Source organism: Collinsella aerofaciens, from assembly GCF_025289055.1.
Lineage (GTDB): Bacteria > Actinomycetota > Coriobacteriia > Coriobacteriales > Coriobacteriaceae > Collinsella.
The window spans coordinates 52,292-73,759 of sequence record NZ_JAESIQ010000006.1; the positions used below are offsets into that span (position 1 = coordinate 52,292).

The following is a 21,468-nucleotide window of genomic DNA, read 5'->3' on the forward strand; positions in this document are numbered from 1 at the left end:
CGAGGCTCACGGCTTCCCTACTGGGGCTTCGCTACCACCGGCCGCGCGCCCGTTGAGGTCGCTGCTCGGGAGTGAACGCTTGGCCCTTGCCACCGTAGGAAGGCTTGCAGCCCATGACCTTCCCTCTCTTGCCGGCGACGCGGCGGGCAAAACCCTCTCCGTCAACGCATTGGGCTATAGGATAACACATTTCGCGAGCGCATCGCCGCGTTCCGTTTTGTTCGCGCTGGGTACAAGGCAGGTAGCTGTGCAAACTGGCCGTGCACCCGTCTTCGGCGCTCGGCCTGCGAGATTAAGGATACGGTATGGGAAAGAAACTCGATAAGAAGGCCAAGGCCGCCGTGGCAAAGGCCGCCAAGGGCGTCAAGGCCGCTAAAGTCGACAAGGCCGTCAAAAAGTTCCGCAAACTCGAGGGCAAGCTGTGGACTCGCGAGTACCTGCTCAAGATTGCCGAGTTCGATGGAGCGACGATTGCTCCTGCCAACGGCGCTGCCGCCCGTGCCGACGCCATGGGCACGCTTGCCGGCGAACATCACAAGCTACTGACCAGCGAAAAGTCCGTTGAGCTCGTACGTTCGTTAGCGCGCGAGACGGTTGCAGGCGGACACGTAGACGACCCGCAGTTGCTCGACGAGATCCGCGTGCTCGGCCGCGACCAGCGCGAGGCAAGCGTCATCCCCACCGAGGAGGCCGAGGCCTGGACCAGGCTCACCTGCGAGGCCGACGCCGTGTGGCACAAGGCCAAGACGGCCAATGACTGGGCGAGCTTTGAGCCCTATGTGGATAGAATCGTCGCCCAGCTTAAGCATCAGGCCGAGCTCATGGACCCCAAGCGCGACCCATACGACGTTTGGCTCGACCAGTACGAGCGCGGGCTTTCCGCCAAGAGCTTCGACGCGTTTTGCGAGGAGGTTAAGGCCACGGTCGTGCCGCTCGTGCACGCCATCGGCGAGCGCGGCCAGCAGCCCGCTGCCGACTTTTTGCATGCCCGCGTGCCCGAGGCCGCCCAGCGCGCCATGAGCTTTGACCTTATGAAGCTCGTCGGCCTAGACCTGGACGACACCACGCTTGCCTTTACCGAGCACCCGTTTAGCGAGGGCTTTGCCGTGGGTGACGCGCGCATCGCGACACACATCTACGAGGACGATTGCATCTCCAACGTCTACAGCATCATCCACGAGGCGGGGCACACCATGTACGAGCTGGGCGTCAATCCCGCCTATGCGCGCACCTGCCTGGAGGGCGGCACCTCCATGGGCATCCACGAGAGCCAGAGCCGCTTCTTTGAGAACACCGTGGGCCGCAGCCGTGCCTTTATGGGACCGCTGCTCGAGGTGCTGCGCCGCCACGCACCCGAGGTCTACGGCGACGTCGACGAGGACACGCTCTACCACGCCGTGAACATCGCGCAGCCTTCGCTGATCCGCACCGAGGCCGACGAGCTCACCTATCCGCTGCACGTTATGGTGCGCTACGAGATCGAGCGCATGCTGTTTGCCGGCGAGGCCACAGCCAAGGATATCCCCGCGCTTTGGAATCGCTTTATGGACGAGTACCTGGGCATTCCCGTTCCCGATGACACGCACGGCTGCCTGCAGGATACGCACTGGAGCGGTGGCTCGTTTGGCTACTTCCCCACGTATGCGCTGGGCAGTGCCTACGATGCCATGTTTGTGCCGGCCATGTGCCGCGACGGTGTCGACCTTAACGGCGCCTGCGCGAGCGGCGACCTGACACCCGTCCGCGCCTGGCTGGGCGAGCACATTTGGCAGTGGGGCCGCGCCAAGGACGCGCCGGAGCTCATCAAGGGCGCGTGCGGCATGGCGTTCGATGCCCGCTACTACTGCAGCTACCTGCAGGACAAGTTCACCACGCTCTACGAGCTGTAAGGCATAACCGACACGCCAACGCAAAGGGGACGCCGCGGAACCAATCCGCAGCGTCCCCTTTTTTCACCCAATAACTAGGTACCCAATGACTAGTTCGTTGACGCTAATGTCTTGGCAACGTCAGCGAAAACGGCCCCAAGCGAGCAAGGTGACGTGAAATGAAAGGGCGCTGACCTTCTGGTCGCGCCCTTGAAATTGAACGTCAGATTGCCGCTTGGGGCCGTTTGCAGCGTCGAGCAGCTACGCGGTTTGGTAAAACCGCGTAGCTATAAAGCCTCGAGCGCGTTGGCGATGCGCTTCATGGCGGCATCGGCGGATGCTTGGTCGGGCGCCTCGGCCAGCACGCGGATAACCGACTCGGTTCCGCTCTTGCGCACGAGCACGCGGCCCTCGCCTGCCAGAGCAGCCTCGGCCTCGGCGATGGCGTTCTGCACGCCCATATTCTCGAGCGCGGCGTCCTTGTCCGCCACGTGCACGGCCACCTGCGCCTGTGGCAGCAGCTTGCACGGAGCCGTGAGCTGCGAGAGCGTCTCGCGCTCGGCACGAATCACTTCCATCACGCGCAGCGAGGTCATAATGCCGTCGCCCGTGCGCTCGATATCGCCAAAGATCGTATGGCCCGTCTGCTCGCCGCCCAAGCTGTAACCGCCCTCGCGCATCTTGGCATACACGTGACGGTCGCCCACGCCACTGGTCACGGCGCTCAGACCGGCAAGCTCCAGCGACTTGACCAGGCCAAAGTTGCTGGCAATCGTCGGCACCACGGTACCGCCCGAAAGGCGACCGTGCTTGTTCAGATACACGCCGCACACGTACAGGATCTGGTCGCCGTCTACCACGCGACCGCGCTCATCCACGGCCAGGCAGCGGTCGGCATCGCCATCGTAGGCAAAACCCACGTCCAGGCCCTGCTCCACCACATGGCGCTGCAGGCGCTCCATATGCGTGGAGCCGCAATCGACGTTGATGTTAAAACCATCGGGCGCGGCATTGATCACGCGCACGTCGGCACCGAGCGCGTCAAACACCGGCTTGGCCACCGAGGAAGCCGAGCCGTTGGCGCAGTCGATACCGATCTTGACGCCCTGCAGCGAAAAGTTCGCACTTGCAATGAGCGAAGCAATGTAGCGGTTGCGGCCCTGCATGTAGTCCACCGTGGCACCGATGTGGTTGCCCGTGGCCAGCGGAACTTCGCTCTTGCCATCGATGTAGTCCTCGATGAGCTCCAGCACGTCCTCGTCCATCTTAAAGCCGTCGCTGTTGACTAGCTTAATGCCGTTATCGCAAAACGGGTTGTGGCTCGCGCTGATCATGATGCCGCAATCGAAGCAGCCTTCCACAGTCTGATGCGCTACGCCCGGCGTGGGGATCACGTGCAGCATATAGGCGTCCGCACCGCTCGCGACCAGGCCGCTCACCAGCGCCGCCTCAAACATATAACTCGAGCGACGCGTGTCCTTGCCCACGATCACGCGTGCCTTGCGCTCGCGGTTGGCGCCGTAATACCAGCCCACAAAACGGCCAATCTTATAAGCGTGCTCTACCGTCAGCCCAACGTTGGCCTCACCGCGAAAGCCGTCGGTGCCAAAGTACTTCATGCGCTCTCCTTACAAAATAGGGGCGGACAGATTGCCTGTCCGCCCCAAAATGGTACTCGATTATCTGCACTACCAGAAAAACCCTACGCCGACGCGCTGTCGCGAGCCGCCTGGCATGTAGGAGTCTGACGCAGCGTAAGCGGCTTGTCCCCCGCCTCGGCCGACGTGGTCAGCGTATACGTGATCGTCGTCGTCTCGCCAGCATGCAGGTCAACGGTTCCTGAATAGCAGGGAACTCCGTGCCAAGTGGCAGCGAACAGTCCAAACTGAGTCCCCTCGACGGTTAGATCGGTAATGCTGCCGCCTGTCGGCGCAAACAGTGATACATACAAGCGCTCATCGTCACGCGAGGTCCCAGGCGCACTGGCCGCTACGTAGTCGGGCAGCTTACCTGCCTCCTCCTGCGTCATGATGTTCGTCAGGGTAACGGTGATGCGATACGAGCAAGCGCCGTCGCCGTTCTTCACGCCCTGACCAATCTGCGTATCGGCGTTCAGATACCAGTCGAGCTTGGAGAAGCTCAGGTTGTTAAAGTAGACACCAGCAACGGGATCTTCACTCGGGTCATCCGGATCGGGCAGTGAGGCGTCGATGTTCATCTCCTTGATAGCGTTCTGCTCGTCATCGTTTTTCATCCACGCGATCAGGCGGCCCTCTTCGGCACCGCGCTCAACGGCGCTGACAAGGTTCGCGACATCGACGTCGCCGATACCGCCAAGGATCTTGTCAAAGGCAGCGCTGGCGACGGATGCAAAGATGCCGTCCGACTCCTCGACCGGATAGTTCCAGTACACATCATGCATAAGCACCTTCGCCGCGTTAGTACCGTCAACGACTGTACCGTCGGGCAGTGAAACATTACCCACGAGGCCCAACAGATACTGCAGGAATACCGGATCGATACCAATGACGCCATCGACGTCCTGACCATATTCAGACTTCCACAGCGCGGCGACACGCTGCGAATTACGGGGCCAGTCGGGCGAATAGGTGTTGCCCGAGATGTATAGGTTGCTGTGGTCACCAAACAGCGTCTCATCTTCTTCGTCGACGCTCTCAACCGCCTCGTCTTTGCTGCGCGCAATGCAGGGAACAAACTCGCCAATCGACATCTGGCCGTCGGTGACCGAAATCAGACCCTGCGAACCGCCAAAGCCGCCGCAGGCACGAATCTCGACGTTGTTCATGGCGTACATAAGGTAGTTGCGCGTCTGGCCGTTGGCGCCGAGCATCTGGGGAAGGACGGGGGCGACCTTCTCCGCCGCGTCAACCGCGCCGTTGAGGGTGGCAAAGCCGTCCTTGGCCTTATCGACCAGCTCGGTCACCTGGGAAATATGAGTATCGCCAATGCCCTGGACCTTCTCGTTGGCGCTCTTGAACACCTTCGAGCTGCTGGAAAGCGAATCGGCGACCGCCTGCAGCGCGGACACGTTAATCATGCCGTCCTGGAACAGCTTGCCGGGCGTAGCCTGCGAGAGGTTATCGGCCATGGGAACCAGCGCATTGCTCGAGACATCGGACAGGGCGTCAATCATGGTGCGGGCCGCATTGATATCGCTGCCATACACCGGGATAAACGAAGCCGCCGCCCACAGCGGGCTCGAGGTCTCCGCCTTCATGCTGTTACAGAGCTCATCGATCTTCTTCGCGTCGTCAGGCAGCGTCGAAAAATCGCCCGACGTGACCTTGTCCTTAAGGCCACCGACGATCTCGACAGCCTCCTTCGCTTCGCTCTTTACGGTCTTTGCCGAGTTAAGCAGCATAAAGCCGCTTGCGCCAAGCGCAACGAGAAGCACCGCGACTACAGCGGCAATAATGGCGCCGGTGTGACGCTTTTTGCGCTCGCCCTTGCGATGGCGATGACGGACCAGACCGTCAGAGGTCGAACTCGACGAAGCGTCGCTACCGTAGTTCAAGCCAAAATCGTAATAATCTTCCTTGGAACCCGAGCCCGCAAACTCGGCACCGCTATCATCCAGGCGGGCAAACGTGCCAGTCTCGGAGGCGCCGGTGTAAATCGTGCCAAGGTTACCCGTAAGCCCCGCGCCACCGGCAGAGGGAGTATTGTTGGCGGCCTTGTCGGCATTAACGTTACCGGCGGCATTCGCGGCGTTGGCAGCACCTGCGTTGTTCGCGGGTACCGAAGGAGCCCCGCTCGGCTGCGACGTGGAGGTTGCACCGCCCGCAAAGACATTCCCTCTTGCACGGCCGGTCTTTTTTGCCTTTTGAGACTGCTCGTACAGAGCGGTAAACATCGCCGTCTCGCCCGGGGACACGCGCTTACCGGAACCGCCCTGTCCAGCGCCGCCCGGCGTGCCGGCCTTACCAGCCCCGTTCGGACGCGGCGGAACTGCAGGGCGGCCGCTATCGCTGCCCTTAAAGTGATTACCAGCCATAAAGAAATCCTCGCAATTGAGTCGCAATGAAAAAGTCCATAACGTTGCTAGTTTATGGCATTTTGAGCATCGACAGCTAAACTCCAGACACGGACATCAATTGGCGAAAATGCGGCACAACACCTTTTCTGTCTTGGCGGCGGCGCTAGCTACACCGTAAGGAACATCATCACGATGATCATGGCAAAGCCGATAAGGTCGGTCGGCAAAAACACCGTCCCCAGCATAACGGCGCTGGTGATGGTCGCCGAAACCGGCTCCACAGTTCCGATGAGGCTCGCGCGCACCGAGCCGATGTCCTTAACGCCCTGCATATAAAGCATGTAAGCAAAAAACGAGCCGATAACCACGAACACCGCGAGCGCCTCGATGCCGGCAGCGTCGAGCGCCGGCATATGCGCCCAAGGCCGCACGAAGACGCACGAGACCACGCCCGCTGTGAGCATTGCCGAGCCCGTGACGATGGGGCTGCCGTATTCGGGCAGGATCTTGGCGGGAATCACCGCCATACACGCGGCGCTGACCGCACACATAAGACCTGCTGCCAGGCCAAGCGGCGAAATATTCAGGCTGGTGGGGTCGCCGCCGGTGGCGATTAAAAAGGTTCCACCCAGAGCCAGGCCAATGCCGATGACTTCGCGAATACGCGGCATGCGGCGATCGGTCACGCAGGTGTAGCCCATGATGATAACGAGCTGCAGGCACTGGAGCACCGTCGCGGTTCCGGCGTTCGTCAGGCGCACGGCCGAAAGATAGCAAAACTGGTTGAACAGCAGGCCAAAGGCGGTAAAGAGCAGCAGCTGCTTGCGATCGGCGGGTGTGGTCCAGAGCTTAACCAGGCGTGCGCGGTCGCGCGTGACAACCACAGCCATAAAGAGCAGACCGGCGAGAATCTGCCGTATGCTCATAAGCCACAGCGTATCGACATGGTAGGTATCGAACAAAAAACTCGCGCTGGTACCCGAGAAGCCCCAAAACGAACCGCCCACCAGCGTAGCCAAGACGCCCGTGATCATCTTGCGCGTCGAAGCGCTGTTCAAGCGGTCGCGCCATGCGTGACGGGTGTCACGGCTGAGCTCGTCGGTGCCCTCGGGCACATCAATGTTCGATATATCGGTCATCGGCACCGAAGCCCCTGCGCCTTCGACCTGCTCGACACACTCTTTGCTCATTCCACTCCCCCGAAACAGCTTGGAAACAATTCGGCTTACCTTACCACGGCGAAGTCACCAGCTGGAGGCTTGTCCGCTTATCGGTAGGACAATTCCGCAGGCGTCTTTCCATAGCTCGATACCGCAATGGCCTTGCATTATGCGACAGCCAAATCGCGGCAGCAGGCTCTTTTGAAATGGATACGACAAAGCCCCCGAATTCCACAATGTAAGCGATTTTTAAAAATGTTCTTGCCACCGAGTTCAGGCTCCGTTATATTATCCCTTGCGCGCTTGCGCACCCTTGATTGGGCGTTTAGCTCAGGGGGAGAGCGCTTCCCTGACACGGAAGAGGTCAGAAGTTCAAATCTTCTAACGCCCACCAAATATTTGCAGCTCAGAGGCTATGTCCTCTGGGCTGTTTTGTTTTATGTCGCCAAATCAGCTGGCAGCTCCAACCGCCCAAACAACCACCCTGCCCATACACAAAACCGCGTCAGCGACCCAGGTGCCTATCCCGACTGACTCCGCAGTCAATCAAAACCGCCCCAATAGCCACCGAGGCCGAGACCAACGCGTCTCGAACCCATCCGCACCGCAGCTTCTCGGCAAAACGCCGCGATGTCTGCGCCCTGCGGTATCCTTGAGCCACTTGCACCTGCAGCACCAAGGAGCCGCCATGCGCACCGAGCTCGATGTCCCCTTTTCGCACAAAGAAGAAGCCAAGGCGCTGGGCGCCAAATGGGACCGGACCAAGAAGATCTGGTATGTACCCAGCGGCGTCAACCCCGAGCCCTTTGCCGAGTGGCTGCCCGGTGTTGACCGATCCGACCCCTCAGCACCGTATATATATCTAGTACTGGGCAAGCGCGAGTGCTGGAAGTGTCACAAAGAGACCTCGGTCGCGGCCTTCGGCATTCCCTATCGAACCGATAGCGACGAGAGCATCGCCATCGCGCACGCGCCCAACGAAGCCGGGCACATTGCCATCGACACGGCCAACGCCAACGCACTCGCCATCGTGCCCGCTCTTGGCTGCGTGCCGGGCGAGATCCGCGACTACCTTCATAAGCGCTGCGGCTACAAGCCCGTAGGCGCGCGAGCCTCCAAAGCCCCGTCGCTCGGCAACACGTGCACCAGTTGCGACGCGCTGCAAGGCAGCCGCTATCTGTTCGAGGAGCCCTCGTCCCCGTTTGCCCTCACTGCCATCAACAAGCTGCCGGCACTGGAGTTTGTGCGCGTCGAAGTTGCCGGCGTCTTTGGCGTCCCGACCACGCGCACCGACTTTGACCAGGCGCTCTTTACCTGGGCACGCGACCATCACGCCGAGTTCCATAAGCAGCTTGGTGAGGGGATTTATTTGTAGGGGCAACATCGAGGTATCGAGGAGCAGGGGTTGATTGTTAAATAATCTCGAAACGCTACAGCCCCAGAATATGCTCCAGGTAGCCCTTGTTGAACCAGAACGATTGCTTCGTCATCCAGCGCCCGTCGGGCAGTTCGTAAGCATTCCTTGCGATGTCACCGATCTCTGTTCCATCGGCAAACTTGTAAGCCGCTTTTGACGTATGCGGGCGAACGTGAACAATTGGATTGTCCGCCATACCGGGCAGATTGTTAGTCACTTTGAGCTTTCCGCTCGCATCCCGATACGGATTGAGCTCAACGCCCTCACGTATTACCTTTCGCGTCTCATCCCAACAAGCTTTCGCTGGGCCTTCGATTTCGTTTTCTCCCATTGCCCAGAACAAACAACGATCGAGACGCAGCACGCCATCGTGGTCCTCACGGAACACAACGAAGAAAAAGCGATTGGTCTCAAGGCACGCATGAAGAGGCGACGTCTCCCAGTCTTCTTCAATCAAACGCTTGAACTCAAACGGTGGGAACGACATAGCCTGTTCGATGTGCCCCCTGTTGTTAACTCGAACAGTTCGGACGGAAATGCCTGCCTTGACGAATTCCTCGGCAGCATTGTTTTTGATTCCGAGCATACGATAAACGAGCGTTGTCCACTGCGCCTTATTGCCCGTGTACTCCAGTCCATACTGTTCGGCAATTTGACGATCGGTCTCACCGTAATGGCGCTCGATAAGTCCAGTTACGTAACTTTCGAAATCGATAGACTTGCCATCGTCCTGAACAATGCTCTCCCCGACTCGCGGAGCACCGAGGACATAAGTATGGAGCACATAGTCCATATACGAGCGCTTGAGGGAAAAGGCGCGACGCTTTGCGCGATGGCGCTCAATCTCGCCCGTATCGGTATTGAAGTATTCATAATACTGGTCCGCCCACATTGTGGCCTCAGTTGCGCCCTTCGTGCAAGCACCCAGATAAGTCGTCATGCCTTCTGAAAGCTCGTCCGCACGGCCATCCTGAATATAGGAAATGATCTTCTCGTAGTCGGCGCGAATGATTTTCATGTCCTCTTCGGGCAGACGAACCATGACCGCACGCTCAATGCGTTGGTCGTATTTATCGACGGAACGATCTCGGCCGTAGTAAATCAACAGGATATTGCTGAGCTTGGTCTTGAGGTGAGAACTGTCGTAGTCGAGCGAAACAGGTCGGTCATAAGGAATCATGGTCAGGACAAGGCGCTCGCCAGCAGACTTCCGGCCGTTCTTGAGCACATCAAAACACGTTGCCTTGAGCTCAACGCCCGCCTCGGGAAAGTCGGGGCGATCGTCACTATTGGCCTTGTAGCCAAAGTAACGTTCTTCGATAAGAGTGCCCATACCGCCTTTGTACTTCTTGGAGCCAAAGTCCTTGGGCGCACTCTCCCCCTCCGGAGCAATACCGAGCTCGAGAATATCGCGGAACGTCATGCCATCGAGATTGGCAGCATAGCGCTCAATACTTGAGGGGTCAGAAAAATTAGTATCGTCAAGCATGCGCTTGAAATCGAGGCGCTTCTTAGACACGGGATACCTCCGAAACTCGCAACTAACCTCATGGTAGTTCAGAGCAACTACTAACGCCCAGAAAATTGAGGTCTTGATTGTCCCCTCGATCGGTTATTGTTGTGACCACCATAACCGGACACAGCAGCGATTGGAGAAACGTGTCTGAGATTAATATTGCCGAGCTTTTTGCGGGCGTCGGTGGATTTCGTTTGGGTCTCGAAGGCTATGCCGACCCTCGCCATCCCGAGTTTTATATGAAGCCCGCTGGCCCCTTCCGCACCATTTGGGCCAATCAGTGGGAGCCGCCCGGAACCAAGGCGCGTCAGTTCGCGGCCCGTTGCTACACGGATCGCTTCGGCAATGATTCCGTCGTCAACGAAGACATCAATAAGGTCCTGGAGCAGGCCGAGGCAAAAGAAATCGAAATCCCCGATGTCCAAATGGTTGTTGGCGGTTTCCCCTGCCAAGACTACTCTGTCGCGCGTCCGCTCAATCAGGCACACGGCATCGAGGGCAAGAAGGGCGTCCTTTGGTGGGACATCTATCACTTCCTCGAAATGAAGAAGCCCAAGTTCGGTCTCTTTGAGAACGTCGACCGCCTGCTCAAGTCGCCCGCGTCTCAACGCGGTCGCGACTTCGCCATCATCCTAAGCTGTCTTGCCGACCTCGACTACACGGTCGAATGGCGCGTGGTCAACTCTGCCGAATACGGTTTCCCCCAGCGTCGCAAGCGTGTTTATATCTTCTGCGAAAAGGACGCTGGCAAGGTTGATCTCGTTGATCGCATGCACAACGGCGTCATGGCTAAAGCCTTCCCCGCCATCTATCCCGACGAGATGTCCGAGCTCGATGTTTTACCCGACCCCTACGAGAACTCAACTCGTTTTGGCGTCGGCCAAAAGACCTCTCAATTCAAGAATGCTGGCGTCATGCAGGGTTGTCATGTTCTGACCTGCGACTTTGCCGAGGACTATCACGGTGAGCGCCATGTGCTTGGCGACGTGCTTGTCGACGAGGCTGATGTCCCGGAGCAGTTCTACATCTCCGACGAAAAGCTTCCCGACTGGCGCTACCTTAAGGGCAGCAAGCGCGAAGAGCGCACTAACAAAAAGACAGGCTTTACGTACACGTATTCCGAAGGAGCCATGAGCTTCCCGGATGCCACCGACAAGCCGAGCCGCACCATCCTCACAGGAGAAGGCGGCACGGGAGCGAGCCGCTTCAAGCACGTCATCGAATGTCCCGATGGCCGTTTCCGCCGTCTTGTTCCCGACGAGCTCGATCAGCTTCAGGGATTCCCGAAAGGCTGGACCGATACGGGCATGACTGACGGCCATCGAGCCTTCTGCATGGGCAATGCACTCGTCACCGGCGTGCCCCATCGCATTGGCGAAGCTATGGTCGAAGTGTACGGCCTCTAAGGCAAGCAATCCGTAGCCGGCAGTTCACGCTGTCGGCTCCGTTTTTCCACCCCACTTCCCTGTATACTGATGTAGCACGTGTTTCATCCGGGCTTGTTGGGCCGGGTCGTTCATGGGAGGTTCTTGTGGCTGTTTCGAATCCGCCTAAGGGAAGCGTTTCTTCTTCGTCCATCAAGCCGGTTACGCGCAAGGCCGTGCGTTGCCAGCGCGAGGTCGCTTGGCTTGTCACGCAGGCGGCGGGCAGGCTTGTGGCGACCACTCAGGACGTCAATGCGCCTACGCCGAGCTTTGTGCTGGCAGTGGCGCTGGATCGAGTACGCCAGCTGGAACTCGCCGCACAAGAAGACGGCAGCCATCTTGGCTACCAGGACGCTATGGCACCCGACCTGTTGACCTTTTGCCACATGGCCAAGTTGCCCGCCGCGCCCAATGCACTTTCGGACGCAGGCTACATGTTTACGCTTTCGGGCGCGGACCTTATCCGCGATATCTACGCATACTGCAGCGAGCTCGCCGAGCGCAGCGTCTTTGACGCGGCAGAAGTCAAACCGGGATATGTCATCAAACTGGTTCTTAGGCTGTTCTTGATGGACGGGTTCGGGGCCATGCCGGCGTAAGCCGAGTCTTTAGCATCACCGTCGACTGGGCAACAACCGCTTTACCTTAGTGGGCGCCAATCGAGGGTCGATTATTGAGTCGCCTCGTCCACTAACGCATTTATTCCACGCGCTCTGACAGTCGATATTTGCGGTTGCGGCTTGTCGACGGCGCCGTGGGCTCAAGCTCGCCTTGAGCAATGAGCGCGTTGACGCGCGACCTAACCTGGGAAATTGTAAGCCCCGTGCGTTCTGCCAGCTCACGCGTCCCCAGCTCGCCGTAGTGTTTGAGTGCCGTCACAATTAAGCCCCCGCCATGATCGACCGGCTCGATCTTTGAACGGTAAAGTACGACCTTGAACCGATCGAACCCCGGGCAGAACAGGGGCTCGGCCAGACCATGCGCGCGCATGGCATCGATCATCATCGGGATGCCCGAGCCATTGCCCTCAGCCGGCGAACCTGCGCCACCCGGCAGCGGGACAATCGACATGAGTTTCACGAGCGTCGCGTTACGGCATCGGGAGCTGCCGTCAAACAAGTTCTCGCGAGTCTTTCCCCCGTAAAGGCCGCCAGGATTCGTCACCTCGACACGATCGTCAAAGACGTCGACGGTAATCGATTGTCCACAGAACCGATCCCCGTATTCTCGATGGATTACGGCGTTGGCGATTGCCTCGCGCAGAACCTCCTCGGGAATCTCCAGCGAGTCGACACGCGAGACACCTTGGACGGTCGAGGTTCGCCGCAAATTCTTGGCGACGGCCGCGACGGCATCCGAGATCATCTCGCCCAACGTTCCCTCACAGATTGTGCGGTCCATGAACCTCAGCGACCCCGCCGTGCCTTTCCGGGTCCCCGCATAGACAGCCATGTCGATAAAGAGCTTGGGATAGAACTGCTGAGGGTAGGTGCCCGCAACTAGGAGTCCAGCCTTGGTGACATTGCCCTGGGAATCAAGGAAATTTAGGCGCTCCAGCTTCGTTTGTTTGTCCGGCGCGCCGCGCATCGCCCGGGGCGTCAACGAGAAAGCCCGATCTATCGTACGGTCGACCAGCGTCTCATCGAGATCGTCCGCGCCCGCGCCCGCCACCGCGTCGCGATCGCTCGGAGTCGCTCGACCGTATGACGCCAATGCGAGCACCTCGGTCGACGAAAGCGGGACATCTTTGTCATCGATGCGTTTGTAGCTGCCACCTTGAGCGCCCCGCTCTATGACATAACAAGGCTTGCTCGACGGGTCGAGCTCCTCAATCGTGATGACCAGAACCACGGTGCCCTGGAGCTCCACGCGCTCAATGGTGTATTTGGGCGGATTGGCCAGCTTTCCGCGACCGCCGGCATCGCCCATGCCCGCCACGAATTGGTTGAGCACTTTCTCGGTCTCAAAGTTTGCAACTGGGACAAAACCCGCGCGCTCGCTCACTCCGAGTACGATGATGCCGCCGGCGGTGTTTGCGAAAGCGCTGACCGTTTCCCATACGTCGCGGGAAAGCGTCGTGGCGCTCTCCTTGACCTCGACGTTAAGATCGTCCGAGCCCATGCGCCTTAAAGACTCGAGCAGACCGGTCAGTTCGTTTTCGTTCATCTGCACGTCCTTTCGCTCGGTTCTGCGAAGAATGCCGCGAATGGATTTCCTTCGTCTCTCAGTTATCTCTCGTAATTATCTCTCATCTTTCTGTTATCTCTCATATTAGAGATGAGTGAGAGATAAAAGATAAGATGTCTGCCATCTGTTTCATATAAACATGTTTTTGCTGGTAGAACAATCGGTATTGAGATAATACCATGATTGCTTGTCTCTTTGCTGCTCAGTTATCTCTCATATTTATCTCTCGTCTTTCTGTTATCTCTCGTATTCGTGACGAATGAGAGATGAGAGATGTGCGGGCGGCGGATGAGCGTGGATTTTGGACGGTCGGGAAATGAGGGTGGATATTTGGACGGTATTTGGGCGTTTTGAGGCTGATTCCGTCCGAAAATCCACTCTCATTCGATAGGCGTCCAAGTTTCCACGCTCGCGCGGCGGGCACGCGGGGCCTTTACCCAATCCGTTGGCATCGTCTTCAGTTCGCCGCAGAACCGCAGCCCCATATGGGTATACTCACGAGGATTCGACTCGATTCGCCCCCGCTGGGGCGTCAAAGGAGACTGCATATGCCCACCACCTCAACCGACCCGCGCGCCGCAGCCGCTGCACTGCTGGTGCCCGGCACTACCTGCCACGGCTTTGCCGTCGAGCGCCGCGAGACCGTGCCCGAGCTCGACTCGGACGCTTACGTGCTGCGACACACTGCCTCGGGCGCTCGCCTGCTGTACCTGGCATGCGACGACGAAAACAAGGCCTTTGCCATTGGCTTTAAGACGCCGCCGGCCGATTCCACCGGCGTGTTCCATATTCTTGAGCACTCGGTGCTGTGCGGATCGGCTAAGTTCCCCGTCAAGGAGCCGTTTGTCGATCTGATCAAGAGCTCCATGCAGACGTTCCTCAACGCCATGACCTACCCCGACAAGACCATCTACCCCGTTGCCACCACCAACGAGCAGGATCTGTACAACCTGATGGACGTGTACCTGGACGCGGTGTTCAACCCGGCCATCTATACCAAGCCCACCATTTTTGAGCAGGAGGGCTGGCACTACGAGCTGGACCTGCCGGAGAGCGTCGAGGGCGAGGGCGAGGGCGGCTCCGCGAGCCTGCGCGAGGGCACGCTGCGCTATAACGGCGTGGTGTTCAACGAGATGAAGGGTGCGCTGTCCGACCCCATGAGCGTGCTGGACGACGCCGTCAACGCCGCGCTCTATCCCGACACCGCCTATGCACACGAGAGCGGTGGCGACCCGCGCGCGATTCCTGCGCTCACCTACGAGCAGTTCCTGGACACGCACGCGCGCCACTACAATCCTTCCAACTCCTACATCACGCTCTACGGCGACCTGGACGTGGACCGCGCACTGGCCTTTTTGGACGAGCGCTATCTGTCGCAGCCGAGCGCTGCGAGCCGCCGCATGGACGCCGCCGTTGCCGCCGGCGAGGACCCGTCCACGCTGGCGCCCAATCCGTTGGACGCGCAGGCGCCCGTGACCTGCGAGTACAAGCGCATCGAGATGGCCACTACACCCGAGAACGCCCTGGTGGGCCTGGGCCTTGTGCTGGGCAGCGCGCTCGACCGCAAACGCACGATCGCGGCGGATATCCTGTTTGAGGCACTGCTGGGCTCCAACGAAGCGCCGGTTAAGAAGGCCATTCTGTCCGCCGGTCTGGGCGGCAACGTGGTGAGCTACACCGCGGCCGAAAGCCTGCAGCCCTACGAGCTCATCATGCTGCAAAACGCGCAGCCCGGCGTGGCGCACGAGCTGCGCCGCGTGTTCCAGGACGCCTGCCGCGACCTATACGAGCATGGCGTTCCGCGCGAGCGCCTGGAAGCCATCATCAGCAGCAACGAGTACGACCTGCGCCAGCGCGACTACGGCATCGCCGACGGCGTGGCCATTGCGTGCGACGCGATGAGCACCTGGCTCTACGATGACGACGCCGCGACGCTGGCGCTCAAGTACGGTCCGGTGTACGAGGAGCTGCGCGGCGAGCTGGACGGCTCCTACTTTGAGGACCTGCTGCGCGAGCTGGTGCTGCAGAACGATCACATGGCACTGGTCGAGCTGGTGCCGGTGGACGCCGCCGAGGGCGCGGAGGGTGCCGAGGCCGCCGAGCTGGCAGCCAAGCGCGATGCCATGACCGAGGCCGAGCTGGCCGACGTGGTCGAGCGCACGGCCGCGCTGCGTGCCGCACAGGAGGCGGAAGACACGCCCGAGGCCAAGGCCACGCTGCCGCGCCTGCGCGTGTCCGACATTGGCGAGGCGCGCCCCGAGCCGCCGCTGGTCGTGGACACGACCGCGCCCATCCCCTGCCTGCGCCACGGCATCCCCACCAACCGTCTGGCCTACGCCATGCAGTATTTCGACCTGAGCTGCGTCGCGTTTGAGGACCTGCCCTATGTGACACTGCTCTGCCGCCTGCTTAAGCAGCTGCCCACGCGCGAGCACTCGGCCGAGGAACTCGACAACTTGCTCGCTGGCAAGCTCGGCTTTTTGAGCTTTACGACCGAAGTCATGACGCAGCCCGAAGTGGACGGCGTGCGCCCCTACCTGCTGGTGAGCGCCGGCGCCCTGTCCGAGAAGATCGATGCGCTGGCGAGTCTGCCGCGCGAGGTATGGTCGAGCACGCTTTTGGCAGACGCCGACGCCGACCGCATGCGCGACGTGCTCACGCAGATTCGCATTGGGCTTGAGCAGGGCTTTATCAACAACGGCCACTCGGCGGCGCTGGGTCGCGCGATGAGCTACAGCTCGCCTTCGGCCGTGGTGCGCGAGCAGCTTTCGGGCGTGGACTTCTACCTGTTCCTGCGCGATCTGCTCGACCACTTTGACGAGCGCGTGGACGGGCTGCGTACCAAGCTTGCCGAGCTGGCAGGCCGCATCTTTGTGGCCGATGGCTGCCTGGCGAGCTTTACCGGCAGCGATGAGGACTTCGATGCGTACTGGGCCGCCGCGGGCGACCTGGGGCTGGGCGCTGGCGACGGCGCCGATGCCGGCCGCGACGCGCTCGTGGTGCCGGCACCGTGCGACCGCCACGAGGCTTTCGTGATCCCCAGCGACATCTGCTTTGCCGCGCGTGCGTGCGATCCGCGTCGCCTGGGCATTGACGTGACAGGCGCTTGGGCCGTGGCTGCCAACGCGCTCTCCTACGATTACCTGTGGAACGAGATTCGCGTGAAGGGCGGTGCGTACGGCTGCGGATTCCGCGCAGCCGGCGAGCGCCAGACGGCGTTCTACACCTACCGCGACCCGGCGATCGATCCTTCGATTGAGCGCGTGGAGCGCGCGGGTACATGGCTTGGCGGCTTTGAGCCCGACGAGGCCGCCTTTGAGGGCTTTATCGTGAGCTGCGTGAGCGGCATGGACGCGCCCGTGAAGCCCTATGCGCTCACCAAACGCCGCAACACGACCTACCTGGCCGGGCTCGATCCGCATGCGCGCGAGGAGCGTCGCACCCAGATGCTCGCCGCCACACCCGCTGAGCTGCGCTCGCTCGGCGCCGACGTGACGCGCATCGCAGCCGTCTCGCCCACCTGCGTCTTTGGCGGCCGAGACGTCATCGCCAAGAGCAACGCCAACTTCAACGTAGTCGACCTGCTGGGCTAATGCACAAAGGTAGATTTTTAGGACATGCCTGAAAATCTACCTTTTTCTGCGGCTTGGGCGAGGCGGCGCAGCCCACCGCGGCGGTTTGTCTCGATCTGTAACATCTAGACGGCAATATCGGCTCCAGATGTTACAGATCGAGACGTTCCCGAACGGCACCAGCTCTTTGTCTCAATCTGTAACATCTAAGTCCAATTTTGCCGAGTTACTGTTACAGATCGAGACAAACCGCCGCAGACGCCCATCACAGCACAGACCGCCACGAAGGTGCATGTGTCCCCTTCGTGGTTGTTTTTGCTGTTTACCCAGATAAAACCTGCCAAAATAAACCTGTCCCTTTTTGGTAGGTTTGGGAGAGAGGGCCGGGATGGACAAGGCTGAGTTGCGGCGGGCAGTGATTGCTCGGCGCGATGCTCTTGATTTGGACTTGCGGGCAGCGAAGTCTGCCGTTATCTGCGCGCGGCTTGTTGAGCTGTTGGATCGCTTGGATGCCGCGGCGCCGCACACCGTTGCCATCTATGCCGCGATGGGCTCCGAAGTCGACCCAGCCGCGTTTGCCGCTGCGGCCGCCAAACGCGGCTGGCGCGTGGCCTATCCGTGCATGCTCTCGGCAATTGATGCCGCAGCTTGTGGCCAGCGCATGTGCATGCGGGCAGTTGCCGCCGACGATGCGTCCGCGGCTCCGTTTATCGCCCACCCCACACGGGCTTTCGCGGCCATAAACATCGACAGCGGCCGCTTCCCTATCGTGCCTGCCGAAGCTCTCGACATGATCGTCGTGCCGCTCGTAGCATTCGACCGCGCCGGCACGCGCCTAGGCTACGGCGGCGGCTGCTATGACCGCTACCTGCCCATGCTCTCGCCCGTATGTCAAATCGTCGGCATCGCCTTTGACGAACAGCGCGTCGGCCACGTTCCCACCGACGCCCACGACCTGCCGCTGCCCCACATCGTCAGCGCCTAACGGCTGGCGCACCTCCCGACGGCCTAGTGCTCCTCGCCGGCGCGGGCCAGGTCGTAGGGCGTGGTCTGGTAGACGTAGTAGTTGAGCCAGTTGGTGTAGAGCAACTGAGCCTGGCTGCGCCAGACGTTGCGCGGCTCGGCCGTGGGGTCGTCATTCGGGAAGTAATGCGCCGGAACCTGGGGGTTGAGTCCGCGCTTCACGTCGCGCTCGTACTCCAGGCGCAACGTGTCGGTATCGTACTCGGGATGGCCAAAGACAAAGAAGCGACGGCTGTCGGTCGACTTGACGATGTACAGGCCCACCTCGTCGGACACGGCCACGACCTCAAGCTGCGGCTCGGCCTCCACGTCCTCGCGACGCACATCGGTGTTGCGCGAATGCACGGCATAGAAACGATCGTCAAAGCCGCGGACCAGCGGGCTTTGCGGCTTCACCAGATAATGCTCGAACACACCGCTCGCCTTTGCCGGCAGGTCGTACTTCTGGATACCGTAATGATGGTACAGACCGGCCTGTGCACCCCAGCAAATGTGCAGCGTAGAGTGCACGTGCGTGGTGGACCAATCCATGATCTGGCAGAGCTCGGGCCAGTAGTCGACCTCCTCGAACGGCATCTGCTCCACCGGGGCGCCCGTGATGATCAGGCCGTCGTAGTGGATGTCGCGGATGTCGTCGAACGTGCGGTAGAACGTCTCCAGGTGGCCGACGCTCACGTGCGTGGCCTCGTGTGTCTTGGTGCGCAGCAGGTCCACCTCCACCTGCAGCGGCGTGTTGGAGAGCTTGCGCATGATCTGCGTCTCGGTGGCAATCTTGGTGGGCATGAGGTTGAGGATGAGCACGCGCAGCGGACGAATGTCCTGGTGCAGCGCGCGGTACTCGGTCATGACAAAGATGTTCTCGCTCTCGAGCTGCGCGGCGGCAGGGAGGGCGTCGGGGATGCGAATGGGCATGGATGCTCCTTACGAGTCAGTTGCAACTATGGTACAACGACCGGCTCCATCCGCGCGAGCACATCGCCCAGCGATGCCGTCAGCAGCCCAAATCACTCCAAAAGTAGAGATTAAGGCATGTCCCAAAAATCTACGGCGCTTTAGCCTAGCAAAGTAGTAGCAGGACGCTACAATGGTTCGACGCGAAAAACTCGGCCGAAAGGATACATATATGTACCAGACGCGTAAGATCGGTGTGGTCGGCCAGGGCCACGTAGGAGCACATGTCGCCAACAGCCTGCTCATGCAGGGCATTGCCGATGAGCTGTACCTGTGCGATATCAACGAGGCCAAGGTGACGTCCGAGGTCCAGGACCTGCGCGACTCCCTTTCGTTTGTCCCGTACAACACCAAGATCGTCAACTGCTACGACCACTACGAGGAGCTTGCCTGCTGCGACGTCATTGTCAACGCCGCCGGCAAGGTCGCGCTGGCCGCCGGCAACCGCGACGGCGAGCTGTTCTTTACCACCGACGCCGCCCGCACCTTTGCCAAACGCATCGTCGACGCCGGCTTTGACGGCATCTTCGTGAGCATCTCCAACCCCTGCGACGTCGTGTGCACCGAGCTGTGGCACCTGACCGGCTACGATCCCAAGAAGATCATCGGCTCGGGCTGCGGCCTGGACTCCGCCCGCCTGCGCACCGAGATCTCCAAGAAGGTCGGCGTGAGCCCCAAGTCCATCGACGCCTACATGATCGGCGAGCACGGCTTTAGCCAGCTTGCCGCCTTTAAGGCCGCAACCATCGCCGGCAAGAGCCTTAACGAACTTCAGGCCGAGAACCCCGACAAGTATGCCTTCGACCACATGGAGGTCGAGGAGCTCGCACGCAAGGGCGGCTATGTAACCTACCAGGGCAAGCAGTGCACCGAGTACGCTGTTGCCAACTCCGCCGCGCGCGTCTGCGCCGCCGTGCTGCACAACGAGCACGCCGTGCTTTCGGCCTCTACGCTTATGACCGGTCAGTATGGCGAGGAGGGTATCTTTACCTCCCTGCCGTGCGTGATCGGTGCCGAGGGCGTCGAGGAGGTCTACACGCTCGACCTTTCCGAGCACGAACTCGAGGGCTTCCACAAGAGCTGCCAGCACATCCGCGACAACATCGCCCAACTCGACTGGTGGGATGCCGAGGCCTACGACGCAAAGTAAGCCGCTGGCTGCCGCAACCTTGCGAATCTATGCGCGATACTAAGCGGGCCGCGCCGGAAACCCACCGGCGCGGCCCGCTTTTTACGCACGCTGTTCGCTTGCGAATCGAAGGCGAATGCTTTTCCCGTTACCTAGTACTGCTCGATGCCCATGTAGCGACGAATCTCGGGGCTGTGGTCGAACACCTTTCCGCGGGCGGCGCGCAGCTCGCAGCTCATGTTGTAGAAGAAGATCGGCTCCAGGTACGAACGCACGCTGACGGGCACCTCGCCCACGCCGTACTCGAGTGCATCGAGCACCATAACCGTATCGGTGTGCGTGTTGAGGAACGCCAGCGCGCGCTCCTCCATGGGGCGGCACTCCCCCGCGCCAAGCTGCACAAAGTAAAACACGCCGGGCTCGGTGGCCTCGAACGGGCCGTGGAAGTACTCGCCGGAGTGAATATAACAGCAGTGCTGCCACTGCATCTCCATGAGCGAGCAGATCGCCATGGCGTAGGTCTGGCTAAAGTTGGGTCCGGAGCCCAGGATATAGAAGAACTTGTGCTGCTGACAGAGCTCGGCAAAGCGGGCGCCCAGCTCGGCGTTGACCTTCTCGCGGGCGGCGGGCAGCAGCGCATCCATCTGCTTGAGGCCCTCGTACATGTCGGCGAGTGCCTCGTAGCCTTCCTGCTGGTCGAGCAGCTCGGCGGCGATCAGAGCGCCGATACCCTGCGGGACCTCGGCCTGCGGCACGCCCTCGCCCCACGGATAGATCCAGGTGGTCCACTTGCCGTTATCGATCTTGGAGCCCTCGCAGTCGGTCATGGCCACGACCTCGGCGCCGGCTGCCAGCGCCATCTCGCAACCATCGACGACCTCCTGCGTATTGCCGCTGTGGCTGCAGGCGATGACGAGCGACTTCTCGCCAAGACTCTTGGGGGCCATCAGGCAAAACTCGCGTGCCGTGTAGACCGTCGAGGTAAACGTGGTGGCCTCGCGCTTGAGCAGCTCATTGGCCGGCATCAGGTCGATCATCGAACCGCCGCAGGCGATCCAAAAGACGTTCTCGATCTTGCCCTTGCGCTCGATAATTTCCTGAATCAGATCGTGTGCGTTCATGGTGATGCCCCTTCTTGTGTGGCGGTTTTGAACGACTGTAGCTCGTACCTGCAGTCGTTCTATGTTGTCCTATTTATAGCACGCACGACGACGTCCGTGAAGC

General features: G+C 60.3%; 14 protein-coding genes and 1 tRNA gene. 8 read left to right on the forward strand and 7 right to left on the reverse strand.

Annotated elements, in window-relative coordinates:
• Positions 1-305 precede the first annotated feature (305 nt).
• Complete coding sequence (locus JMJ97_RS02960) at positions 306-1,889, forward strand: carboxypeptidase M32 (protein WP_260699107.1); 1,584 nt, start codon at positions 306-308, stop codon at positions 1,887-1,889.
• A gap of 266 nt (positions 1,890-2,155) precedes the next feature.
• Here the strand turns inward: JMJ97_RS02960 and glmM are convergent, their stop codons facing one another.
• From glmM to JMJ97_RS02975, 3 genes are all read right to left on the reverse strand, one after another.
• Entirely contained in the window at positions 2,156-3,487 is a 1,332-nt protein-coding gene (gene glmM / locus JMJ97_RS02965; protein ID WP_260699108.1) for a phosphoglucosamine mutase, read from the reverse strand.
• Positions 3,488-3,570: 83 nt separating this feature from the next.
• The gene (locus tag JMJ97_RS02970) at positions 3,571-5,883 is read right to left on the reverse strand and encodes a DUF4012 domain-containing protein (RefSeq protein ID WP_260699109.1); all 2,313 of its coding nucleotides are present in this window, start codon (positions 5,881-5,883) and stop codon (positions 3,571-3,573) included.
• A gap of 149 nt (positions 5,884-6,032) precedes the next feature.
• The gene (locus JMJ97_RS02975; RefSeq protein WP_260699110.1) at positions 6,033-7,055 is read right to left on the reverse strand and encodes a DMT family transporter; all 1,023 of its coding nucleotides are present in this window, start codon (positions 7,053-7,055) and stop codon (positions 6,033-6,035) included.
• Between the two features lie 289 nt (positions 7,056-7,344).
• On the opposite strand from JMJ97_RS02975, the gene JMJ97_RS02980 reads away from it, so the two are divergent.
• Both JMJ97_RS02980 and JMJ97_RS02985 read left to right on the forward strand, forming a co-directional pair.
• Positions 7,345-7,419, forward strand: a tRNA-Val gene (locus JMJ97_RS02980).
• Positions 7,420-7,713: 294 nt separating this feature from the next.
• Positions 7,714-8,400 carry a DUF5710 domain-containing protein gene (locus JMJ97_RS02985; protein ID WP_260699111.1) on the forward strand — a complete coding sequence of 229 codons (687 nt, stop codon included), beginning with the start codon at positions 7,714-7,716 and terminating at the stop codon, positions 8,398-8,400.
• Between the two features lie 55 nt (positions 8,401-8,455).
• Here the strand turns inward: JMJ97_RS02985 and JMJ97_RS02990 are convergent, their stop codons facing one another.
• A complete protein-coding gene (locus tag JMJ97_RS02990; RefSeq protein WP_260699112.1) occupies positions 8,456-9,961 on the reverse strand; it encodes a Sau3AI family type II restriction endonuclease in 1,506 nt (501 codons plus the stop codon).
• Positions 9,962-10,101: 140 nt separating this feature from the next.
• On the opposite strand from JMJ97_RS02990, the gene dcm reads away from it, so the two are divergent.
• Both dcm and JMJ97_RS03000 read left to right on the forward strand, forming a co-directional pair.
• Complete coding sequence (gene dcm, locus JMJ97_RS02995; protein WP_260699113.1) at positions 10,102-11,364, forward strand: DNA (cytosine-5-)-methyltransferase; 1,263 nt, start codon at positions 10,102-10,104, stop codon at positions 11,362-11,364.
• A gap of 125 nt (positions 11,365-11,489) precedes the next feature.
• A complete protein-coding gene (locus tag JMJ97_RS03000) occupies positions 11,490-11,981 on the forward strand; it encodes a hypothetical protein (RefSeq protein ID WP_260699114.1) in 492 nt (163 codons plus the stop codon).
• 100 nt (positions 11,982-12,081) lie between these two features.
• On the opposite strand, the gene JMJ97_RS03005 is transcribed toward JMJ97_RS03000, so the two are convergent.
• Positions 12,082-13,548, reverse strand: coding sequence for an ATP-binding protein (locus tag JMJ97_RS03005; RefSeq protein WP_260699115.1), 1,467 nt, complete (start codon positions 13,546-13,548; stop codon positions 12,082-12,084).
• A gap of 569 nt (positions 13,549-14,117) precedes the next feature.
• Between JMJ97_RS03005 and JMJ97_RS03010 the strand changes: the two genes are divergently transcribed.
• Positions 14,118-17,162: an insulinase family protein gene (locus JMJ97_RS03010; protein ID WP_260699116.1), complete on the forward strand. Its 3,045-nt coding sequence runs from the start codon at positions 14,118-14,120 to the stop codon at positions 17,160-17,162.
• A 367-nt stretch (positions 17,163-17,529) separates the two neighbouring features.
• The gene (locus JMJ97_RS03015) at positions 17,530-18,126 is read left to right on the forward strand and encodes a 5-formyltetrahydrofolate cyclo-ligase (RefSeq protein ID WP_260699117.1); all 597 of its coding nucleotides are present in this window, start codon (positions 17,530-17,532) and stop codon (positions 18,124-18,126) included.
• A 23-nt stretch (positions 18,127-18,149) separates the two neighbouring features.
• Here JMJ97_RS03015 and metA read toward each other — a convergent pair whose 3' ends face one another.
• On the reverse strand, positions 18,150-19,076 hold the full coding sequence (metA, locus tag JMJ97_RS03020; RefSeq protein WP_260699118.1) for a homoserine O-acetyltransferase MetA: 927 nt from the start codon (positions 19,074-19,076) through the stop codon (positions 18,150-18,152).
• Positions 19,077-19,287: 211 nt separating this feature from the next.
• On the opposite strand from metA, the gene JMJ97_RS03025 reads away from it, so the two are divergent.
• On the forward strand, positions 19,288-20,265 hold the full coding sequence (locus JMJ97_RS03025) for an L-lactate dehydrogenase (protein WP_117563734.1): 978 nt from the start codon (positions 19,288-19,290) through the stop codon (positions 20,263-20,265).
• A gap of 131 nt (positions 20,266-20,396) precedes the next feature.
• On the opposite strand, the gene JMJ97_RS03030 is transcribed toward JMJ97_RS03025, so the two are convergent.
• Positions 20,397-21,365: an SIS domain-containing protein gene (locus tag JMJ97_RS03030; protein ID WP_260699119.1), complete on the reverse strand. Its 969-nt coding sequence runs from the start codon at positions 21,363-21,365 to the stop codon at positions 20,397-20,399.
• Positions 21,366-21,468 lie beyond the last annotated feature (103 nt).

What these genes read in the sequence shown, in the direction of transcription:
- JMJ97_RS02960 (WP_260699107.1), top strand. Translation starts at nt 306, where the DNA reads ATGGGAAAGAAACTCGATAAGAAGGCCAAGGCCGCCGTGGCAAAGGCC.
- glmM (WP_260699108.1), bottom strand. Translation starts at nt 3,487, where the DNA reads ATGAAGTACTTTGGCACCGACGGCTTTCGCGGTGAGGCCAACGTTGGG.
- JMJ97_RS02970 (WP_260699109.1), bottom strand. Translation starts at nt 5,883, where the DNA reads ATGGCTGGTAATCACTTTAAGGGCAGCGATAGCGGCCGCCCTGCAGTT.
- JMJ97_RS02975 (WP_260699110.1), bottom strand. Translation starts at nt 7,055, where the DNA reads ATGAGCAAAGAGTGTGTCGAGCAGGTCGAAGGCGCAGGGGCTTCGGTG.
- JMJ97_RS02985 (WP_260699111.1), top strand. Translation starts at nt 7,714, where the DNA reads ATGCGCACCGAGCTCGATGTCCCCTTTTCGCACAAAGAAGAAGCCAAG.
- JMJ97_RS03005 (WP_260699115.1), bottom strand. Translation starts at nt 13,548, where the DNA reads ATGAACGAAAACGAACTGACCGGTCTGCTCGAGTCTTTAAGGCGCATG.
- JMJ97_RS03010 (WP_260699116.1), top strand. Translation starts at nt 14,118, where the DNA reads ATGCCCACCACCTCAACCGACCCGCGCGCCGCAGCCGCTGCACTGCTG.
- JMJ97_RS03015 (WP_260699117.1), top strand. Translation starts at nt 17,530, where the DNA reads ATGGACAAGGCTGAGTTGCGGCGGGCAGTGATTGCTCGGCGCGATGCT.
- metA (WP_260699118.1), bottom strand. Translation starts at nt 19,076, where the DNA reads ATGCCCATTCGCATCCCCGACGCCCTCCCTGCCGCCGCGCAGCTCGAG.
- JMJ97_RS03025 (WP_117563734.1), top strand. Translation starts at nt 19,288, where the DNA reads ATGTACCAGACGCGTAAGATCGGTGTGGTCGGCCAGGGCCACGTAGGA.
- JMJ97_RS03030 (WP_260699119.1), bottom strand. Translation starts at nt 21,365, where the DNA reads ATGAACGCACACGATCTGATTCAGGAAATTATCGAGCGCAAGGGCAAG.